Source organism: Kribbella sp. NPDC048928, from assembly GCF_043197975.1.
Classification (GTDB): domain Bacteria; phylum Actinomycetota; class Actinomycetes; order Propionibacteriales; family Kribbellaceae; genus Kribbella.
On record NZ_JBICUC010000003.1, the window covers coordinates 753454 to 772232 of the forward strand.

Consider the following 18779-nt stretch of genomic DNA (forward strand, 5'->3'; position numbering starts at 1 on the left):
CCGAGGGGGCCACCAATGAACCACCCGAAACGCCTGTACGCAGGCGTTGCCGCGCTGGCGCTCGTTGCGTCCGGCGCGGTTCTCGCCGTCCGGGTCTGGCCGGGCGGCGAGGCACCCGGCAGCAGCGCGGTCGCCGCGGAGGCGACGCCGACGACCACGCCGGGTCAGCTCAGCACTTCGCAGGAAGCGGCCCGCAAGAAGGCGATCGACGGGCTGCTGGCGCAACGGTCCGCGGCGCTGCTCAAGGGCGATCTGAAGGGCTTCATGGCCGCGGTCGACCCGAAGCAGGCGGCTCTGGTCGCCCGGCAGCGGCTGCTGTTCACGAACCTGCGGAAGTTCGGGTTCACGTCGCTCAAGTACGCCACCGCCGACGCCTTCCGGCCGGTGCCGTCGCTGGCCGAGAAGTTCGGCTCGTCGACGTTCTCGACCCGGGTGATGATGAGCTACCAGATCCGCGGGCTGGACCCGCGGCCGGTGCACACCGATCTCGGGTACACGTTCATGCACCGCCCGGCCGGCTGGGTGCTGATCGACGACACGGCGGCCGACGAGTACCTGAGCGGCGACGGGCATCACCAGCCGTGGGACTTCACCGAGATCTCTGTCGTCCGGCGCGGTGCTGTGGTCGTGGTGGTGGACAAGAAGGAGGCGGGCCTCGGGACGAAGGTGGCGCAGGTCGCGGAGAAGGCGGTCAAGTCGGTCCGCAAGCACTGGGCCCGGCCGTGGAACGGCGCCGTACTGGTCGTCGCGATGCCGCAGGGCGACGTGATGTCGACGCTCTGGACGACCGGCACGGGGGACGGGTGGACGATCGCGGCGAAGGCCGTGACGCTGTTCGAGGGCGAGCAGCTGGGCAGGCCGGTCGGACGGCCGATCGGCAGCCGGATCGTGGTGAACCCGGCGCTGCGCAAGCGGCTCGACAAGGACCTGCTCGTGCACGAGATGACGCACGTGGCGACGGCGACCCTCGGGCTGAAGGCGCCGATCTGGGCCGTCGAGGGGCTGGCGGAGTACGTGCGCTGCCGCTCGATCGAGGACGATCCGCACTGGACGGTCGACCCGTACCGCAAGCAGGTCAAGACGAAGTACCTGCCGAAGCTGAAGGCACTGCCCAGCTCGGCCACCTTCGACACCAACGCCGACCTGGCCTACGGCAGCAGTTGGTGGATCATGGAGTACCTGGCCGACAAGCTGGGTGAGAAGAAGCTGGCCACGCTCTACACAGACCTCTCCCAGAACGGCGAGTCGATCCTGAAGAAGGACACCGGCCTGACCACAGCCCAACTCGTCGCACAGGCCAAAAAGTTCAAAGGCTGACCTGGCTGGGGGACGGCGCGGGTTGCGCCGGCCCCCAGCGGGTTGTCAGGCGGGGCTTGCGACGCCCTTCGGGAGGCTGGCTGTTCCCTCCGGGAGGAAGCGGGTGCCGTTGACCTTCTCGGAGATGCCGCTGCGGTCCAGATACGGCGTGATGCCGCCGAGGTGGAACGGCCAGCCGGCGCCGAGCAGCAGACACAGGTCGATGTCCTGCGCCTCGGCGACCACGCCCTCGTCGAGCATGATCTTGATTTCTTCAGCGAGCGCCGTCAGCACCCGCGTACGGAGCTCGTCGGGGGTGGACGGCTTGTCGCCGACCGTGACGAGCGCCTCGACCTCCGGATCCACGACCGGCTTGCCCTCCGGCCAGACATAGAACGAGCGCTTGCCTGCGGCAACGACCTTCGCAAGGTTCTCGGAGACCGCGTACCGCTCCGGGTACGCCCGGTGCATCGTCTCCGCGACGTGCAGCGCGACCGGCAGGCCGACGAGCTGCAGGAGTACGAACGGCGGCATCGGCAGCCCGAGCGCGGACAGCGCACGATCGGCCTCCAGGATCGGCGTACCCTCGTCCACCGCCGCGCTGACCTCGCCGAGGAAGCGGGTCAGCAGCCGGTTCACGACGAACGCCGGCGCGTCCTTCACCAGGACGCAGGACTTCTTGAGCTTCTTGCCGACCGCGAACGCGGTCGCCAGCGAGGCGTCGTCGGTCCGGTCCGCCCGGATGATCTCGAGCAGCGGCAGCACCGCGACCGGGTTGAAGAAGTGGAACCCGACGACCCGCTCCGGGTGCGCCAGGTCCGCGGCCATCTCGGTCACCGGCAACGACGACGTGTTGGTCGCCAGGATCGCGTCCGGCCGGACGATCTTCTCCAGGTCGGCGAAGATCGTCTTCTTCAGTTGCAGCTCCTCGAAGACGGCCTCGATCACGAAGTCCGCGTCCGCGAACGCACCCTTGTCCACCGAGCCGGTGACGAGCGCCTTCAGCTGGTTCGCCTTGTCCGGCCGGATCCGCTTCTTGCCGAGCAGCTTGTCGATCTCGCCGTGCACGTACCCGACGCCGCGGTCCACCCGCTCCTGGTCGAGGTCGGTCAGTACGACCGGAACCTCGAGCCGGCGCGCGAACAGCAGCGCCAACTGACCCGCCATCAGGCCCGCACCGACGACACCGACCTTGTTCACCGGACGCGCCAGCGACTTGTCCGGCGCACCGGCGGGGCGCTTGGCCCGCTTGTTCACGAGGTCGAACGCGTACAGCCCGCTGCGCAGCTCCTCGCTCATGATCAGGTCGGCGAGCGCCTCGTCCTCGGCGGCGAACCCACGGTCGCGATCCCACTTGTCACTGTCCTTGGCGGCCGCGATCAGCTCGAGAGCCCGGTACGGCGCCGGAGCGGCACCGCTGACCTTGACGTCCGCGAAAGCCTTGCCCCGGGCAACCGCCGCGTCCCACGCGTCACCACGGTCGATCGCAGGCCGCTCGACGACAACGGCGCCGGTGAGGACCTTCGACGCCCACAGCAGCGACTGCTCCAGGAAGTCAGCCGACTCCAGCAGTACGTCGCCGATGCCGAGCTTGACGGCCTCCGGCCCGCTGAGCATCTTGTTCTGGTTCAGGGCGTTCTCGACGACGACCTTGACGGCGTTGTCCGCGCCGATCAGGTTCGGCAGCAGGAAGTTGCCGCCCCAGCCGGGGAGCAGCCCGAGGAAGACCTCCGGCGTCGACAGCATGCCCGCGGCCACCGACACGGTCCGGTAGGTGGCGTGCAGCGCGACCTCGAGACCGCCGCCGAGGGCGACCCCGTTCACGAACCCGAACGACGGCTTGCCGCCGTCGACGAGCTTGCGCATCACGCCGTGCCCGATCTTGCCGAGCGCCAGTGCCTGTTCCCGGTCGGTCAGCTTCGGCACGCCGGTCAGGTCCGCGCCCGCGGCGAGGATGAACGGCTTCCCGGTGACGCCGATCGCGACGATCTCGTCGCGGGCCAGCGCCGCGTCGATCGCGGCGTTCAGCGAGCCCAGGCCCTTCGGCCCGAAGGTGTTCGGCTTGGTGTGGTCATGGCCGTTGTCCAGCGTGATGAGCGCCATCAGGCCTGCGTCCCCGGGGAGTTTGACGTCCCGCGAGTGGGCGAGCGTGACGACCTCGTCGGTCGACAGGGCCGACGCGGAGTCGATCAGTTCCTGCAGGCTGGTCACTTCGCACCTTCCCAGTTCGGGTTCTCCCAGATGACGGTCCCGCCCATGCCGAGGCCGACGCACATGGTGGTGAGGCCGTAGCGGACCTCGGGGCGCTGCTCGAACTGCTTGGCCAGCTGGTTCATCAGCCGGACGCCGGACGAGGCGAGCGGGTGGCCGTACGCGATCGCGCCGCCGTACGGGTTGACCCGCGGGTCGTCGTCGGCGATGCCGTAGTGCTCGAGGAACGCGATCACCTGGACGGCGAACGCCTCGTTCACCTCGAACGCCTGGATGTCGTCGATGGTCAGGCCGGCGAGGCGCAGTGCTTTCTGGGTCGCCGGGATCGGGCCGACGCCCATCACCTCGGGCTCGACGCCGGCGAAGCCGTACGAGACCAGCTTCATCTTCGGGGTCAGGCCCAGCTCCTCGGCGGTCTCCGCCGAGGTCAGGACGCAGGCGGTCGCGCCGTCGTTGATGCCGGCGGAGTTGCCCGCGGTCACCCGGCCGTGCGGACGGAACGGGGTCTTCAGCCCGGCGAGGTCCTCGGCCGTGGTCCCTGGACGCATCGGCTCGTCGGTGGTGGCGTAGCCCCAGCCCTGCTCCGCGGAGCGGGTCGCGACGGGCACCAGGTCCGGCTGGATCAGGTCGTTCGCGTACGCCTTCGCGGCCTTCTCCTGGGACGCCACGGCGTACGCGTCCGAGCGCTCCTTGGTGATGCCCGGGAACCGGTCGTGCAGGTTCTCGGCGGTGGAGCCCATCACGAGTGCGGACGTGTCGACGAGCTTCTCCGAGATGATCCGCGGGTTCGGGTCGACGCCCTCGCCCATCGGGTGCCGGCCCATGTGCTCGACACCGCCGGCGATCACCACGTCGTACGCACCGAAGGCGACACCCGCGGCGGTGGTGGTGACGGCGGTCATCGCGCCGGCGCACATCCGGTCGATCGCGTAGCCGGGCGTGGTGTTCGGCAGGCCGGCCAGCAGGGCGGCGGTCCGGCCGATGGTCAGGCCCTGGTCGCCGATCTGGGTGGTGGCCGCGATCGCGACCTCGTCCACCCGCTCCGGCGGGAGCTCCGGGTTCCGCCGCAGCAGCTCCCGGATGCACTTGATCACCAGGTCGTCGGCGCGGGTCTCGGCGTACTGACCCTTGGCCTTGCCGAACGGGGTGCGAACGCCGTCGACGTACACGACATCGCGGATCTCACGGGGCACGGGGGCCCTCCTCTGAAGGTGGGGAAATCTACCCCGATGCTACCCGTGAGTAACAGAACCGCCAAGGTGGCCACGCGTGTGGGGCCGCTCACAGGAGGTCGAGCCGTGGCAATGCGGCGCGAATGAGCGCATGCTGGTGCTCAAGGGTCCGCGTTACTGGAGTTGTTCCATGAACAATCTTGAACTGGCCGTACCGGTCCTCAGCCGGGGGAAACACCGTAGTCCGCGCAAGGGCGCCTGCTTCATGGAGTTCGCGTCGTATCTGGCCGGCGAGCCGTGGTCGGATCATCCGGCCTGTACGCATCCGCTGCTGGCCGGCGTCGCGCGCGACGTGAACGACTGCACCACCGATGCCGGGCGATCCCGGCTCGCGCCACTGATCCCGTCGGTGATCGGGCTGATCCCGGACGACCTGCACGTCGTACCGCGGGTCACCGCGCGCTGCATCCAGCACGCGCTGCCGGTCGTCTCGCAGGAGCGCCAGTACATCCTGGCCGTCGCGTTGCTGGTGGGGGAGCGGCAGCTCGCCGTACTCGACGGGCGGCCGCCGGACGACATCGAGCCCGACTCGCTGGCCGTACTGGAGGCGGTGCCGTCGGCGACCAAGTGGGCGCGGTCGTTCACCTCCCGGGCGCGCCGCGCGAGCCCGGACTTCGCCCGCCGGACGGCGCCACGGGCGGTCTCGTGTGCGGTCGAGGGCATCTCGCAGGCCTGCGTACCGAACCCGGACGACCGGCTGTACCAGCTGCTGCTGGACGCGATCGCCGAGACCAGGTCGTGGCAGCCCGCACCCGCGCCGGAGCCCGTTGTGCCGGAGGTCGTACGCTTCACGGTGTGACCTTGGAGATACCGACCCACGAGTGGGGATCCGCGGACAGTGATGCGCCCGGAGTCCTGCTCCTGCAGGAGATCTTCGGGGTCTCCGGGTACATCAAGCAGCGCGCGGCGGACCTGCACGCCCTCGGGTACTACGTGCTCGCGCCGGAGATCTACTGGCGGCTGGACGGCACCGAGCTGGACGAGTCCGCGCCCGACCTGATGGAGCGGGCGATGGGCATCGCGCACCGCCTCGACTGGGACCAGGCCGTGGCGGATGCGGGCGCCGGCCTCGACCGGCTCCGCGCCCGCGGTAAGGGCGTCGGCGTGCTCGGCTTCTGCTTCGGCGGCGGGCTGGGCTACAACGTCGCCGCGGTGTCGCCGCCGGACCTGCTGGTGAGCTACTACGGGTCCGCGCTGCCGCGTCTCCTCGACCTCAAGCCGCAGGCGCCCAGCCTGCACCACTTCGGCAACGACGACGCGTTCCTGGACGTCGACGCGATCGCGCCGGCACTCGACGGTGCGGACGTGTACCGGTACGACGGCGCCGGTCACGCGTTCGACAACCCGCTGCCGATGTTCCACAACGCCGCCGCGTCCGCGCTGGCCTGGCGACGTACCGAAGACTTTCTCGCCCGGTATCTCCCGACAACGCAAGGATGAGCATGAGCCTGTACGACATCCCGCTGACCACTCTGTCCGGCGCACCGACCTCCCTCGGTGAGTACAAGGGCAAGGCTGTTCTGGTCGTGAACGTGGCGTCGAAGTGTGGTCTGACGCCGCAGTACGAGGGCCTGGAGAACCTGCAGAACAAGTACGAGTCGCGCGGCTTCACCGTGCTCGGCGCGCCGTGCAACCAGTTCGGCGGCCAGGAGCCCGGGTCCGCCGAGGAGATCGAGACCTTCTGCTCCACGACGTACGGCGTGACGTTCCCGATGCTCGGCAAGCTCGAGGTGAACGGCGACGGGCGGCACCCGCTGTACTCCGAGCTGACCGCGACGGCGGACGCCGACGGCGAGGCCGGGGACATCCAGTGGAACTTCGAGAAGTTCCTGATCGGTACCGACGGTACGGTCGCGGCCCGCTTCCGTCCGCGCACCGAGCCGGAGTCGGACGAGGTCGTCGCCGCGATCGAGGCCCAGCTGCCGGTCAAGTAGCCGATCAGGTAGCGGTCGTCAGGCTGGTCGCCGTACGGATCAGCCCGGCGACCGCTTGGGAACGGCTGTTCGGCGGCCAGGCGATGACCGTGGTGACGTCCGGTGCGTCGACGACCGGGACCGCGACGTGCTCGGGCCACTTCCACGAGCGGCTGGAGGCCGGGATGACGAGCAAGGTCTTGCCGAGCGCGACCAGCTGAGCGAGCTGCGACTGCGTGCGTGCCTCTGGTCCCGGGCCGTCCGGATAGGTCCCGTCCAGCCGCGGCCACCGGGCGATCGGCAGCCCCGGTACGTTGCGCACCTCTGCCAGCGTGAGCCGATCCCGCGCCGCGAGCGGATGCGCCGCGGGCAGGATCGCGACCTGGCCCTCGGTCTGAAGATCCTCGGTGTCGAAGCCGGCCAGGTCGTCGTACGGACGATGCATGAGCGCGACGTCGGCACTCCCGTCCCGGAGCAGCCCGGCCTGTTCGCCGATCTCGCAGAACAGGACCTCCAGGGCCACCGCGTCCGGATCGGCTGCCTGCGCGTCGAGCAGGCGCTGCAGCAGCTCGTGCGAGGCCCCGGCCTTCGTCGCGAGCATCAATGACCGTCCCGGGGCCGCGGCCCGTCGGGTCCGGCGAGCCGCCGCAGCGACCGCGTCGAGTGCGGTCGCGCCCTCACGGAGCAGCACGGTGCCGGCGTCGGTGAGTGCCACACCGCGGCGGTCCCGGTCGAGGAGTTGGACACCGAGCCGGTGTTCGAGTTGGCGGATCGCGCGGGAGAGCGGTGGCTGAGCGATCCCGAGGCGCTCGGCGGCCCGTCCGAAGTGCAGTTCCTGCGCGACGGCGACGAAGTACCGGAGTTCGCGGGTCTCGAGATCGTCCACACCGACAGCCTACTGACTGATACCTGCTGGGTATCACAGCTCACCTGATCGATCTTGGACGCCGAGCGCGGGTCCACGCAGCATGGAACGCGTGAATGCATCGAAGACTGCGCTGGTCACCGGCGCGAACAAGGGAATCGGCTTCGCCATCGCCCAGGGCCTCGGGGCGCTCGGCTTCACGATCGTGGTCGGCGCCCGGGACGACATCCGGCGGAAGGAGGCGGTCGAACGGCTGCTCGCCGCCGGCGTCGACGCCTACGGGGTCGCCCTCGACGTGACGTCCGACGAGAGCGTCACCGCGGCGGCCGCTGTCATCGATCAGACGTCCGGACGCCTCGACGTACTGATCAACAACGCGGGCGTCGCCGGCCGGTTCGAGGACGGCGCCCAGGACCCGACGACGCTCGACCTCGACGTCGTCCGGACCGTCCTGGACACGAACGTGTTCGGCGTCGTCCGGGTGACGAACACGATGCTCTACCTGCTCCGCCGCTCGGCGGCACCCCGGATCGTCAACCTGTCCAGCACCATGGGCTCGCTGACCTTGCAGGCTGGCCCGATCCTGGCGGCGTACGCACCGTCGAAGACGATGCTGAACAGCATCACGGCGCAGTACGCGCGCCGGCTCGCGGACACCAACGTGATCGTGAACGCCGCCTGCCCCGGCTACGTCGCCACCGACTTCAACGGCTTCGACGGCCCGCGGACGCCCGCGGAGGGAGCCGCGGTCGTGATCCGGCTCGCGACCCTGCCGGACGACGGACCGCGCGGCGGCTTCTTCGACGACAGTGGGCCGGTTCCGTGGTGAGACCCAGCTATTGCAACAACTCTTTCGAAAGAGTACTTTCCATGCATGCCGACGCCGCATCGCCGCCTCAGTGACCCGCGCGAGCTCAACGCCCTGGCCCATCCGGTCCGGATGGCGATCGTCGAACTGCTGTCGCTGAGTGGGCCGCTGACCGCGACCGAGCTGGCCGACCGGCTCGACGAGACGCCGGCCAACTGCTCGTGGCACCTGCGGAAGCTCGCCCAGCACGGGTTCGTCGTTGAGGCCGAGGGCGGCACAGGCCGGCAACGGCCGTGGAAGGTTCCGGGACTCGGCTTCCGCTGGGACGAGGAGCACGGGGCGGCGTCTCTCGAGGAGCGGCGCGCGGCGCAGGCACTCTCGGACGTGATGATGGGCCGGGCGGTCGACCGGCTCCGGGAGTCGCAGGAGCGCGCCCCGGAGGACGCCGAGGAGTGGCGGGCCGCGCGGAGCAACACCGAGATGGTCGCCTGGCTGACGGCGGCCGAGCTGGAGGAGATGAACTCCGCGATCAACGCGGTGCTCGACCGCCACGTCGAGCGCTTGACCGACCCTGCGCAGCGCCCGCCGGACGCGCGGCTGTGCGAGTTCGTGTCCTGGGGTGTGCCGACGTACTTCCCGGGCGTTGATCCGGCATGAGGAAGCTGTTCAGGCAGCCCGGATTCCCCTGGCTGTTCGGTGGTCTGAGTACGTCGATGCTCGGCGACTCGGTGATGCTGCTCGTACTGAGCATGTGGGTGAAGACGCTCACCGGCTCGAACGCGCTCGCCGGGCTGACGTTCTTCTTCATGGTGCTGCCCGCGCTCGGTGCGCCGCTGCTCGGCGTCTGGGTGGACCGGCTGCCACGCAAGGCGATCCTTGTCTGGGGCAACTTCGCCAGCGCGGCCGCGGTACTCCCGCTCGTACTGGTGCGCGACGCGAGCGACGTCTGGCTGATCTGGTTGGTCGCCTTCCTGTACGGGGTCTCGTTCGTCGTACTGCCGGCGGCCCTCAACGGGTTGCTCAAGGAGCTGCTGCCGGACGAACTGCTCGTGGACGCCAACTCCAGCCTCGCCACGATCAAGGAGGGCTACCGGCTGTTCGGGCCGCTCGTCGGGGCGGCCATCTTCGCGACCGCGGGCGGCTGGCTGGTCGCGGTCGTCGACGCGGCCACGTTCGCGATCGCCGGGTTGCTGATCGCGACGATCAAGGTCACCGAGACCCCGGCGTCGGTACGGAACACCTTTCGCGAGGACGTTCTGGCCGGCGTCCGGTTCCTGGTCGGCGACCGCGTCCTGCGCCACGTCCTCGCCGGTCTGGCGATCTCGATCCTCGTGATCGGCTTCTTCGAGTCCTCGATCTACGCCCTGCTGGACGCCTTCGACAAGCCCGCGACGTACGCCGGCGTGTTCGTCACTGCCCAAGGAGTCGGCGCCATCACCGGCGGCCTCACCGCGAGCCGCGCCGTGCGCCGCGTCGGCGAGGTGACGACCTGTGTGCTCGGCCTCGTCACGCTGGCCGTGGCGACCGTCGTCTGCGCCGTCGCACCCACCATCGTCGTGGTCCTGATCGGCGCGGCAATCTGCGGTCTCGGCCTGCCGTGGACCTTCGTGGCCTTCACAACCCTGATGCAGCGCCGCTCACCGGGGCACCTGATCGGCCGGGTCTCAACCGCGGTCGAGGTGCTGCTCTCGACCCCACAAGCGATCTCGCTGGCCCTCGGCAGCCTGCTCGTCAGTCTCCTGGACTACCGCCAGATCTTCACCATCATCGCCACCGTGATCCTCCTCGGCGCCCTGCAAATCGTCCTCACCCTCCGCGACCAACTCCGCAAGGCGCCGAGCCACGGTGTCGACCAGCCACCGCCCGCGGCCGACGCCCCGACCTCCGCAGCCGACCTGCCCTGACCTGTCTGTGGGTGTGTCTAGGGTCTGGGATATGGCGATCTTGGACGAGCGGCCGGTCTGGTCGATGAGCGGCGGCGAGAAGCTGTCCGCTCTCGACGCGGCTCACGCTGAGATCGCCCGTCTCCAGGTGCGTTGTCTCCACCTGTCAGCCGGCCTCGACGCCGACGGTTATGCGCAGGAGGCCGGCGCCCGCGACGAACTCGAGAAGCAGCAGATGACGAACTCGGCCGGATCGGCCACGCGGAGATGCGGATCGGCGGCTCGGACGTCACTGAGCCCACCCATCTGTTCTGGGGCGACATCGTCGCCCGCGTCCACGACCGTACTGCAACCTCTACTGGCTGCAGTCCCGGGTCGAAGAGGTGACCCAGGGGGAGATCACTCACCGACTGACCGACGAAAAGTTCCTCAACGCAATGCAGTAATCCGGAGCGCAATCAGTCGAGGGGCTTGGCTGGAGCTTCGGTGGTCATGGCGTCGGTGAGGACGTCGGCGGTGAGGGCGATCTGCCAGGGGCGGGCGTGGTGGTCGCGGAGGAAGGTGGTGACCACGTCGAGGTTCACGTCGCTTGGTGGGGCCCAGGCGAGGCGGCGGATCGTGTCCGGGGCGAGCAGGTTCTCGGTCGGGAGGCGGTGCGCCTCCGCGATCTCGGCGACCGCGCTTCGGGCGGTGGAGAGCCGGGCGGCGGCGTCCGGGTCCCGGTCGGCCCAGGCGCGGGCCGGCGGCGGACCGTCGTACCGCGGGCCCTGCTTGGGAAGCTCGGAGTCGGGGAGCCGGCGGGCGTGGTCGATCGCCTCCCACCAGACCCGCATGTGCCGGTGCGCGCCGCGGCCCTTGAAGGCCGTCAGCTTCTGCAGGGTGTCGCGGTCGGCCGGCATCGCGGACGCCGCCTCGACGATCGCGGCGTCCGGCAGCACCCGGCCGGGGGAGATGTCCGCGGACTCCGCGATCTGATCACGGGCCTCCCACAGCGCGCGGACGACGGCCAGGCTGCGCCGGTTCCGGACGCGGTGCATGCCCGACGTGCGGCGCCAGGGGTCCGGCTTCGGCTCCCGCGGGGGAGCCTCCAGGATCGCGGCGAACTCCTGCTCGGCCCACTCCCACTTGCCCGCGTGCCGGAGTTCCTGCTCGATCGCGTTCCGCAGCTCGATCAGCATCTCGACGTCCAGCGCCGCGTACACCAGCCAGGGAGCCGGCAGCGGCCGGGTCGACCAGTCGGCCGCGGAGTGTTCCTTGCGCATCCGGTAGCCGAGCACCTCGCTCACCAGCGAGGCGAGGCCGACCTTCGGGTACCCGAGCAGGCGGCCGGCGAGCTCGGTGTCGAAGACCTGCCGCGGCACCATCCCGACCTCGGCCAGGCAGGCCAGGTCCTGGTTCGCGGCGTGGATGATCCACTCGGTGTCGACGATCGCGTCGCCGAGCGCGGAGAGGTCGCCGAACGGGATGGGGTCGACGAGCGCGGAGCCGGAGCCTTCACGCCGCAACTGGACCAGGTACGCACGGTGCGAGTAGCGGTAGCCGGACGCGCGCTCGGCGTCGACGGCCACCGGACCGGAGCCGGCGCGGAACGCCTCGACGGCCTCGGCGAGCGCGGGATCGGTGTCGATGACGTCGGACAGCCCGTCCCTGAGCTCGAGCAGGGGCAGGTTGGTGGTCGGGTCGTCCGTGGGGGCGGACGGCTGCTGGTCGGTTGGGCTCATCTGCCCCGCTGACCGCGCCGGGTCGGCATCGCGACCACTCCCGGCGGAACGGGCGGCAGTCCGGCCGCCGTACACAGCACCTCGCCCCACGCCTCCGCGTGCTGGGTCACATCCACGAGTCCTCCGGGGCCGGGCACAGGACTCCACGACGCGCGGATCTCGATCTCCGCCGTCGCCTCGTCGTCGGCCATACCGCCGAAGCTCTCCGATACCACCCTGGTCACGGTACCGCTCGGTGCCAGGAAGTCCGCGCCACGGTCCGCCAGCGCCTCCATCAGCCAGGTCCAGCCCACGCCGCCGAGCAGCGCGTCGGTCACCATCTCCGGTTCGACGGCGGCACGCACGTACGCGACACAGCGGAAGGTCGACTGCCAGGCGTCGTTCCCGGCCGGGTCGTAGAGGACGACCAGACGGCCGGTGGCGACATCGTCACCGTCGACCGTCACGTCGGCGCTGACCGCGGCCGCATGCGGTGCGATCCGCTGCGGTGCGGGCATCTCCTCGACGAAAACCTCGGGCCGGAACCGGGCACCCCGTAACTGCGAGACTGCCTCGGCGAACTCCGCGGGTGGCGCGTCGACCTGCTTGCGGGCACCCATATCGGCAGCCTACGACTGATTACTCACGGCCGCGTGTTAAGACGCGCCGGTGACAGCATGCGACCGGGTCACGGGCGCCGATCACAGCGTGGGATCATCGCTGTGTGCCATCGACGCTACCGCCCGCCGACCGTTCCGCGTATCTGCTTGCTGCCCGGGGGGAGCGGCCGCCGCACACCCCGGTGTGGTTCCAGCGCCAGGCCGGGCGCGCCCTGCCCGAGTACCGCAAGGTGCGGGAAGGCATCCCGATGCTCGAGTCCTTCACCCGGCCCGACCTCGTCGTCGAGATAACGCTGCAGCCCGTCCGCCGTTACGGCGTCGACGCGGCGGTCTTCTACTCCGACATCGTGGCCCCGCTCAAATCGGCCGGTTTCGACATCGACATCAAGCCCGGTGTCGGGCCGGTGGTCGGCGAGCCGATCCGGGACGCCGAGGGGATCGGACGGGTCCGGCCGGTCACCCCGGCGGACGTGCCGTACACGATCGAGGCAGTGCAGCAGTTGGTCAAGGAGCTGGGCGGTACGCCGCTGATCGGGTTCGCCGGCGCCCCGTTCACCCTCGCGTCGTACCTGATCGAGGGCGGGCCCAGCAAGGACTTCGCCCGGACCAAGGCCTTGATGTACGGCAACCCGTCACTGTGGCACGCCCTGGCGGACCGGCTGGCCGACGTCGCGATCGCGTACCTCGCGGTCCAGGTCGAGGCCGGCGCGTCCGCGGTCCAGTTGTTCGACTCCTGGGCGGGCGGGCTGTCGCCGCGGGACTACGAGCGGTTCGTGCTGCCGCACTCGGCGAAGGTCTTCGACGCGATCAAGCCGTACGACGTCCCGCGGGTGCACTTCGGCGTCAACACCGGTGAGCTGCTCGGGCTGATGAGTGCGGCCGGCGCGGACGTCATCGGTGTCGACTGGCGCGTCCCGCTGGACGAGGCCGTACGCCGGGTAACTGCCGCCGGCGGCGTGCCGAAGCCGGTGCAGGGCAACCTCGATCCCGCGCTGCTGTTCGCCGGCTGGGACGCGATCGAGCCCGAGCTGGACCGGATCCTCGCCGAAGGCGCGTCGGCCCCCGGGCACATCTTCAACCTCGGCCACGGTGTCCCGCCGAACGCGGACCCGGACGTGCTGCACCGGATCGCGAAGTACGTGCAGGCGGCTCATGTACCTGCCTGACCACCAGTTGACGCTGGAGCCGCTCCGGGCGGACCACGCGGACGCCCTCCGCACCTTCGAGCTGGAGAACCGTAGGTACTTCGCCTCGTGGATCTGGGACCGCGGTGACGAGTACTTCGCGAACTTCGCGGCCGGCCTGGATGCGCGGCTGGCCGAGCAGGAGGCCGGGATCTGCCGCTTCCACGTGCTGGTCGATGACGCCGGCGCGGTGGCCGGCCGGGTGAACCTGGTCGACCTCGAGCACGGTCGCGCCGAGCTGGGCTACCGGATCGCGGAGAAATGGGCAGGGAAGGGCCTCGCGACCGCCGCCGTACGCGCGGTCGTCCAGATCGCCGCGGCCGACTACGGGCTGACAGCGCTGTGGGCCGGGGCGTCGGACCACAATGTGGCGTCGCAGACCGTGCTGACCCGCGCCGGTTTCCGCCCGATCGGTGTGTCGAGCACCGACCTCGGGCCGGGGAAGAAGTACGAGCTGAGTCTGGAGGGCGTGTGAGCCGGGTTGTCGTCGTCGGCGGCGGGATCAGCGGACTGGCGGCGGCGCACGCGCTGATGACCGGCCCGAACCCACCTGAGGTCACGGTGCTCGAAGGGTCGCCGCGCCTCGGCGGGAAGCTCGCCGGCGACGCGATCGAAGGCGTCCCGGTGGACCTGGGCGCCGAGTCGGTGCTTGCGCGCCGGCCCGAAGGCGTGGACCTGATCCGCGCGGTCGGGCTCGGCGACGACATCGTGCACCCCGCGACGGCCTCGGCCGGCCTGTGGGTCGGCGACCGGATCCGTGCGATCCCGCCGACCGTGATGGGCGTACCGGTCGATCCGTCCGCAACCGCCGACGTACTGGGGGAGGCCGCAGCCGACCATGTCGCGCACGAGTCCGCGCTGCCGGCGCCCGCGTTGACCGAGGACGTGGCGATCGGGCGGTTCGTTGCCGAGCGGATGGGGTCCGCGGTCACCGACAAGCTGGTCGACCCGCTGCTCGGCGGGGTGTATGCCGGGAAGGCCGACGAGATCTCGCTCGCTGCGGCGGTCCCGGACCTGTACGCGAAGCTGCGTACCGCTCCCAGCCTGCTCGCCGCCACCGCCGAGCTTCGCGAGCTCGGCCAGAAGCGTGCCGGGCAACCGGTCTTCGCCGGCATCAGCGGAGGCATCAACCGGGTCATCGCCGCGCTCGAGCAGGATCTCATCGCCCGCGGGGTCCAGATCCGGACCAAGCTCGCCGTACGCCGGATCACCCGCACCGCCGACGGCTTCGAGCTGGAAGCGGGACCGGTGCCCGCGCCGACGTACCTCACCGCGGACGCGATCGTGGTCGCCGTTCCGGCCACCCCCGCCTCGCGGATGCTGGCCGAGGTGGTGCCCGCGGCCGCGACCGAGCTGGCTTCGATCGAGTACGCGAGCATGGCGATCGTCACGCTCGCGGTCCGCAAACGGGACTGGCCCGCGGCCGCGATCGGGTCCGGATTCCTGGTGCCGTCCGTGGAGGGCCGGACGATCAAGGCGGCGACGTACTCGCACGCCAAGTGGGCCTGGTCCGCGGAGGCCGGGGGAGAGCTAGCTGTGCTGCGGACCTCGGTCGGCCGGCTCGGCGAGGAGTACGTGCTGCAGCGCTCCGACGAGGAGCTGGTCCAGCTCGCGGCGGCCGATCTGCGGCAGGCCATCGGGCTGGACGGCATCGTCGGATCGCTCGTGACCCGCTGGGGCGGAGGACTTCCGCAGTACGCCGTGGGGCATCTGGATCGGGTGGACCGGGTCGAGGCGGCGGTGGCCGGCGTACCGGGGCTGGCGGTCTGCGGCGCGGCGTACCGGGGTGTCGGGATCGCCGCGTGTGTGGCATCGGGTGGCAAGGCGGCCACCCGGGTGCGGGAGCACCTGAACGCATTGGAGACAATGAAGTCGTGACTGGTAAGCCGAAGGCCCGTGAGCTGAACGATGTCATCCGCTACACCCTCTGGTCGGTGTTCAAGGTCGAGACGCCGCTCGGCGGCCCAGAATCCCAGGCGTACCGCGACGAGTTGACCGCCGAGCTGAACGAGCTGGTCGGCAAGCTCGCGGCCGACGACGTGGTGATCCGCGGGATCTACGACGTCGAGGGTTTCCGCGCGGACGCGGACTTCATGATCTGGTGGCACGCGCCGACGTCGGACGCGCTCCAGCAGGCGTACCACGCACTGCGCCACTCGCGGCTCGGCCGGCACCTGGTCCCGGTCTGGTCGCAGTTCGCGCTGCACCGGCCAGCGGAGTTCAACAAGAGCCACATCCCGGCGTTCCTGGCCGACGAGGAGCCGCGGGCGTACGTCTGCGTGTACCCGTTCGTCCGGTCCTACGAGTGGTACCTGCTGCCCGACGAGGAGCGCCGGTTCATGCTCGCGGAGCACGGCAAGATGGCGCGGGCCTTCCCGGACGTACGGGCGAACACCGTGGCGGCGTTCGCGCTCGGCGACTACGAGTGGATGCTGGCGTTCGAGGCCGACGAGCTGCACCGGATCGTCGACCTGATGCGTGAGCTGCGTGCCGCGACCGCACGGCGGCACACCCGCGAGGAGGTCCCGTTCTACACCGGCAAGCGGACCGAGGTCTCCGACCTGATCGCGAACCTGGTCTAAGGCGTGGCCGGCAAGGCGTTCCCGGTGGTCTACGTCACCGACGTCCGCCGCTGTGTCGAGTTCTACACGCTCCTCGGGTACGAGCCGACGTACCAGTTCCCGCTCGAGGGCGACCCGCACTACGTCGGCCTCGAGCGCGGCGAGTCGTCGCTCGGCCTGTCCGACGCCGGCTGGCCGGAGGCCCAGCTCGGCATCACGGTCGGTACGGCGCCGCGCTTCGAGCTGTTCGTGTACGTCGACGACGTCGAGGCCGAGGTGGAACGCTTCCGCGCCGCCGGCCACACGATCCTGCAAGAGCCGGCCACCATGCCCTGGGGCGAACGCCAGGCCTACCTAGCCGACCCCGAAGGCAACCCAGTGGCGCTCGCAACCCCGATCTGATCCGTTGCGTCCGAAGGAGCGAGGGTCAGGGGCCTCGGATCTTCGGACGTAAGAGTCAGGTGCCGGGCTTTTGGAGGAGGTAGTCCTCGGCGCGCATGGAGGTTGGGGGGCGGACGTCGGCGGGGATGAGTTCGCGGAGGTCGCGCTCGGTGAGCTTGTCCGGGTCGCTGGCCGACAGCCGGGTGGCCTGGTTGGAGACGGCCTCCTCGAGGACGTTCCGGATGAAACGACCGTTACCGAAGCTGTGCCCACGCGGCGCCGGCGGGATCACGCTGCGGACCTTGTCAAGCACTTCCTCGCCGTAGATCATGCCCTTCTGGCGGGCCTGCAGCTCGAAGATCGCGACCAGCTGGTCGGTGTCGTACTCGCTGAACGACAGCAGCTTCGGGAAACGTGACGCCAGACCGGTGTTCGACTCCATGAAGCGCTGCATCTCGCGGTGGTACCCGGCGACGATCACGATGCAGTCGTTGCGGTGGTCTTCCATCAGCTTCAGGATCGTGGCGACCGCTTCCAGGCCGTAGTCGCCCGGCGTGTTCTCCGGCGTCAGGCTGTACGCCTCGTCGATGAACAGCACGCCGCCGAGTGCTTCGCGGAACTTGCCCGCCGTCATCGGTGCCGTCGAGCCGAGCCCGGCACCGACCAGGTCCGAGCGGTCGACCTCGACCACGTGGCCCTTCTCCAGGACGCCGAGCTGGTGGTAGATCCGGCTCAGCAGCCGGGCGATCGTCGTCTTCGCCGTACCGGGCTTGCCGACGAACACCATGTGCCGCGCACGCTCGTGGCTGGGCAGCCCGAGCTCGGTGCGGCGCAGGTTCGTCTTCACCTCGGCGACCATCTTGCGGACCGCGTCCTTCACCGAGTCCAGGCCGATCAGCGAGTCCAGCTCGGCGAGCGGGTTGTCGCTCAGGTCGACCGGCTTCGGAGGCAGCGGCTCGTCGACGCCGCCAGTACCACCACTGCTCTCGGCGTCCTCCTTCTCGGCCGCATCCTTCTTGAGCCCGCTCCAGGCGGCCGATAGCGAGTTGTCCTGCTCCGCCGCGGCGGCGGTCTCGAGGGCGCTCCAGCGCTCCCGGTCGAGCATCCGGAACAACGTCGTGAGGTCGGGGATCTCGGGCTCCGGCCACGGTGCCTTCGTGAGTACGCCGGACAGGTGGACGCCGACCCGGGCGGCCGAAGCGCCCCAGGTCCGCGCGAGCGTCGACTGCCCGCCGCGGATCGCGCGCGACATCCACTGGTTCACGTGGCCGTGCCAGGTCGGCAGGGTGAACGTCTGGTGGATGTCCTCGAGCGCCTTGTGGACGTCGATCGCGGCGTCGCCGAGGATGGTCGCCACCGGCTGCGGGATGCCGCGCAGACCGGCGGCCAGGATCAGCTCGGCCAGCACCTGGGCGAAGTCGCCGGCGTACTCGTCCGGGACCGCCATCAGCATCCGCGCGTGCGTGTCGCGGATCGAGTTGATCGAGAACCGCAGGGCGGCGGTCGGGCCGGCCAGCTCCGGAAGCGCGGTCCGCTCGGCGGGCTTGAGCGCGTCGGTCCGCCAGTACTTGGCGATCTCGTCGTACTCGCCGGTGATGTGCAGGTGCGTCGCCTCGCGGTCGGCCAGCACCCGGTCGAACGCGGCGGTCAGTGCCTCGGCGCGGGCGGCCATCGGGGGAGCGTCGAGGAACAGCCGGACCACGTCGCGGGACAGCTGCAGCGCCTGCTTGCGGCCGTGCTCGCGGAAACCGCGAGAGCCGGCGATCGCCTGCAGGTGCCAGTCGGTGGGCGCGATGTAGATCACGTGCCCGTTCCCGCCGAGCCGCGACGACGGCCGGTAGCAGTCGTGGGTGAGCTCGGTCGACAGATCGGCGTACTCACCGTGCAGGACCGGGATCCATCCGGTCAGCTGCGGTGCCACCTGGTGGGTGAACCAGACCGCCGCCGGAGTGCCTTTCACGAAGTCCGGGAAGGCCTCCGGGCGCAGCGGCCGCAGTGCCTCCGGATCGTCCGCCCAGATCCTCAGTTGAGCGCGGACCCGTTCGATCCAGGCGCTCGGAACCTCCCAGGGCTCCGACGCCGCCAGCACATCGAGGACCCGCGGTCTACGGACGTCGTCAGCCAC

18 protein-coding genes are annotated in these 18779 nt (G+C 70.2%); 12 read left to right on the forward strand and 6 right to left on the reverse strand.

The features are described 5' to 3' along the window. The first annotated feature begins 15 nt into the window (after positions 1–15). The gene (locus tag ACGFI6_RS17005; protein ID WP_393119400.1) at positions 16–1317 is read left to right on the forward strand and encodes a hypothetical protein; all 1302 of its coding nucleotides are present in this window, start codon (positions 16–18) and stop codon (positions 1315–1317) included. Between the two features lie 45 nt (positions 1318–1362). On the opposite strand, the gene ACGFI6_RS17010 is transcribed toward ACGFI6_RS17005, so the two are convergent. Then, positions 1363–3507, reverse strand: coding sequence for a 3-hydroxyacyl-CoA dehydrogenase NAD-binding domain-containing protein (locus tag ACGFI6_RS17010; RefSeq protein ID WP_393119402.1), 2145 nt, complete (start codon positions 3505–3507; stop codon positions 1363–1365). Continuing rightward, entirely contained in the window at positions 3504–4700 is a 1197-nt protein-coding gene (locus ACGFI6_RS17015; protein WP_393119404.1) for a thiolase family protein, read from the reverse strand. Before ACGFI6_RS17015 ends, ACGFI6_RS17010 begins: the two co-directional genes overlap by 4 nt. A 169-nt stretch (positions 4701–4869) precedes the next feature. On the opposite strand from ACGFI6_RS17015, the gene ACGFI6_RS17020 reads away from it, so the two are divergent. Genes ACGFI6_RS17020 through ACGFI6_RS17030 form a run of 3 tightly spaced genes read left to right on the forward strand, consistent with a single transcriptional unit; the run spans position 4870 to position 6673 of the window. Next, positions 4870–5538, forward strand: a complete 669-nt coding sequence (locus ACGFI6_RS17020; RefSeq protein WP_393119405.1) for a hypothetical protein — start codon at positions 4870–4872, stop codon at positions 5536–5538. After that, a complete protein-coding gene (locus ACGFI6_RS17025) occupies positions 5535–6179 on the forward strand; it encodes a dienelactone hydrolase family protein (protein ID WP_393119407.1) in 645 nt (214 codons plus the stop codon). Before ACGFI6_RS17020 ends, ACGFI6_RS17025 begins: the two co-directional genes overlap by 4 nt. Before the next feature lie 2 nt (positions 6180–6181). Next, positions 6182–6673, forward strand: a complete 492-nt coding sequence (locus ACGFI6_RS17030) for a glutathione peroxidase (RefSeq protein ID WP_393119409.1) — start codon at positions 6182–6184, stop codon at positions 6671–6673. A gap of 4 nt (positions 6674–6677) precedes the next feature. Here the strand turns inward: ACGFI6_RS17030 and ACGFI6_RS17035 are convergent, their stop codons facing one another. Continuing rightward, positions 6678–7538 carry a LysR family transcriptional regulator gene (locus ACGFI6_RS17035; RefSeq protein ID WP_393119411.1) on the reverse strand — a complete coding sequence of 287 codons (861 nt, stop codon included), beginning with the start codon at positions 7536–7538 and terminating at the stop codon, positions 6678–6680. An 82-nt stretch (positions 7539–7620) separates the two neighbouring features. Between ACGFI6_RS17035 and ACGFI6_RS17040 the strand changes: the two genes are divergently transcribed. From ACGFI6_RS17040 to ACGFI6_RS17050, 3 genes are read left to right on the forward strand one after another with little or no spacing between them, the layout of a single operon-like run. Then, positions 7621–8346 carry an SDR family oxidoreductase gene (locus ACGFI6_RS17040; protein WP_393119413.1) on the forward strand — a complete coding sequence of 242 codons (726 nt, stop codon included), beginning with the start codon at positions 7621–7623 and terminating at the stop codon, positions 8344–8346. Positions 8347–8391: 45 nt separating this feature from the next. Then, entirely contained in the window at positions 8392–8982 is a 591-nt protein-coding gene (locus ACGFI6_RS17045) for a winged helix-turn-helix domain-containing protein (RefSeq protein WP_393119415.1), read from the forward strand. Next, complete coding sequence (locus ACGFI6_RS17050) at positions 8979–10229, forward strand: MFS transporter (RefSeq protein ID WP_393119417.1); 1251 nt, start codon at positions 8979–8981, stop codon at positions 10227–10229. The genes ACGFI6_RS17045 and ACGFI6_RS17050 overlap by 4 nt, the downstream gene beginning before the upstream one ends. Before the next feature lie 437 nt (positions 10230–10666). On the opposite strand, the gene ACGFI6_RS17055 is transcribed toward ACGFI6_RS17050, so the two are convergent. After that, positions 10667–11929, reverse strand: a complete 1263-nt coding sequence (locus tag ACGFI6_RS17055) for a ribonuclease D (protein ID WP_393119419.1) — start codon at positions 11927–11929, stop codon at positions 10667–10669. Beyond that, entirely contained in the window at positions 11926–12528 is a 603-nt protein-coding gene (locus tag ACGFI6_RS17060) for a DUF3000 domain-containing protein (protein WP_393119421.1), read from the reverse strand. Before ACGFI6_RS17060 ends, ACGFI6_RS17055 begins: the two co-directional genes overlap by 4 nt. Positions 12529–12632: 104 nt before the next feature. Between ACGFI6_RS17060 and hemE the strand changes: the two genes are divergently transcribed. From hemE to ACGFI6_RS17085, 5 genes are read left to right on the forward strand one after another with little or no spacing between them, the layout of a single operon-like run. Next, a complete protein-coding gene (gene hemE, locus ACGFI6_RS17065; RefSeq protein ID WP_393119423.1) occupies positions 12633–13694 on the forward strand; it encodes a uroporphyrinogen decarboxylase in 1062 nt (353 codons plus the stop codon). Further along, positions 13681–14187 carry a GNAT family N-acetyltransferase gene (locus ACGFI6_RS17070; protein WP_393119425.1) on the forward strand — a complete coding sequence of 169 codons (507 nt, stop codon included), beginning with the start codon at positions 13681–13683 and terminating at the stop codon, positions 14185–14187. The genes hemE and ACGFI6_RS17070 overlap by 14 nt, the downstream gene beginning before the upstream one ends. Continuing rightward, on the forward strand, positions 14184–15590 hold the full coding sequence (gene hemG / locus ACGFI6_RS17075; protein WP_393119427.1) for a protoporphyrinogen oxidase: 1407 nt from the start codon (positions 14184–14186) through the stop codon (positions 15588–15590). Before ACGFI6_RS17070 ends, hemG begins: the two co-directional genes overlap by 4 nt. Next, positions 15587–16294, forward strand: coding sequence for a hydrogen peroxide-dependent heme synthase (gene hemQ / locus ACGFI6_RS17080; RefSeq protein WP_393119429.1), 708 nt, complete (start codon positions 15587–15589; stop codon positions 16292–16294). Before hemG ends, hemQ begins: the two co-directional genes overlap by 4 nt. Positions 16295–16297: 3 nt before the next feature. After that, positions 16298–16675, forward strand: coding sequence for a VOC family protein (locus ACGFI6_RS17085; RefSeq protein ID WP_393119431.1), 378 nt, complete (start codon positions 16298–16300; stop codon positions 16673–16675). A 55-nt stretch (positions 16676–16730) separates the two neighbouring features. Here the strand turns inward: ACGFI6_RS17085 and ACGFI6_RS17090 are convergent, their stop codons facing one another. Next, positions 16731–18779 (reverse strand): AAA family ATPase, encoded by a 2049-nt coding sequence (locus ACGFI6_RS17090; RefSeq protein WP_393119433.1) that lies wholly within the window; start codon positions 18777–18779, stop codon positions 16731–16733.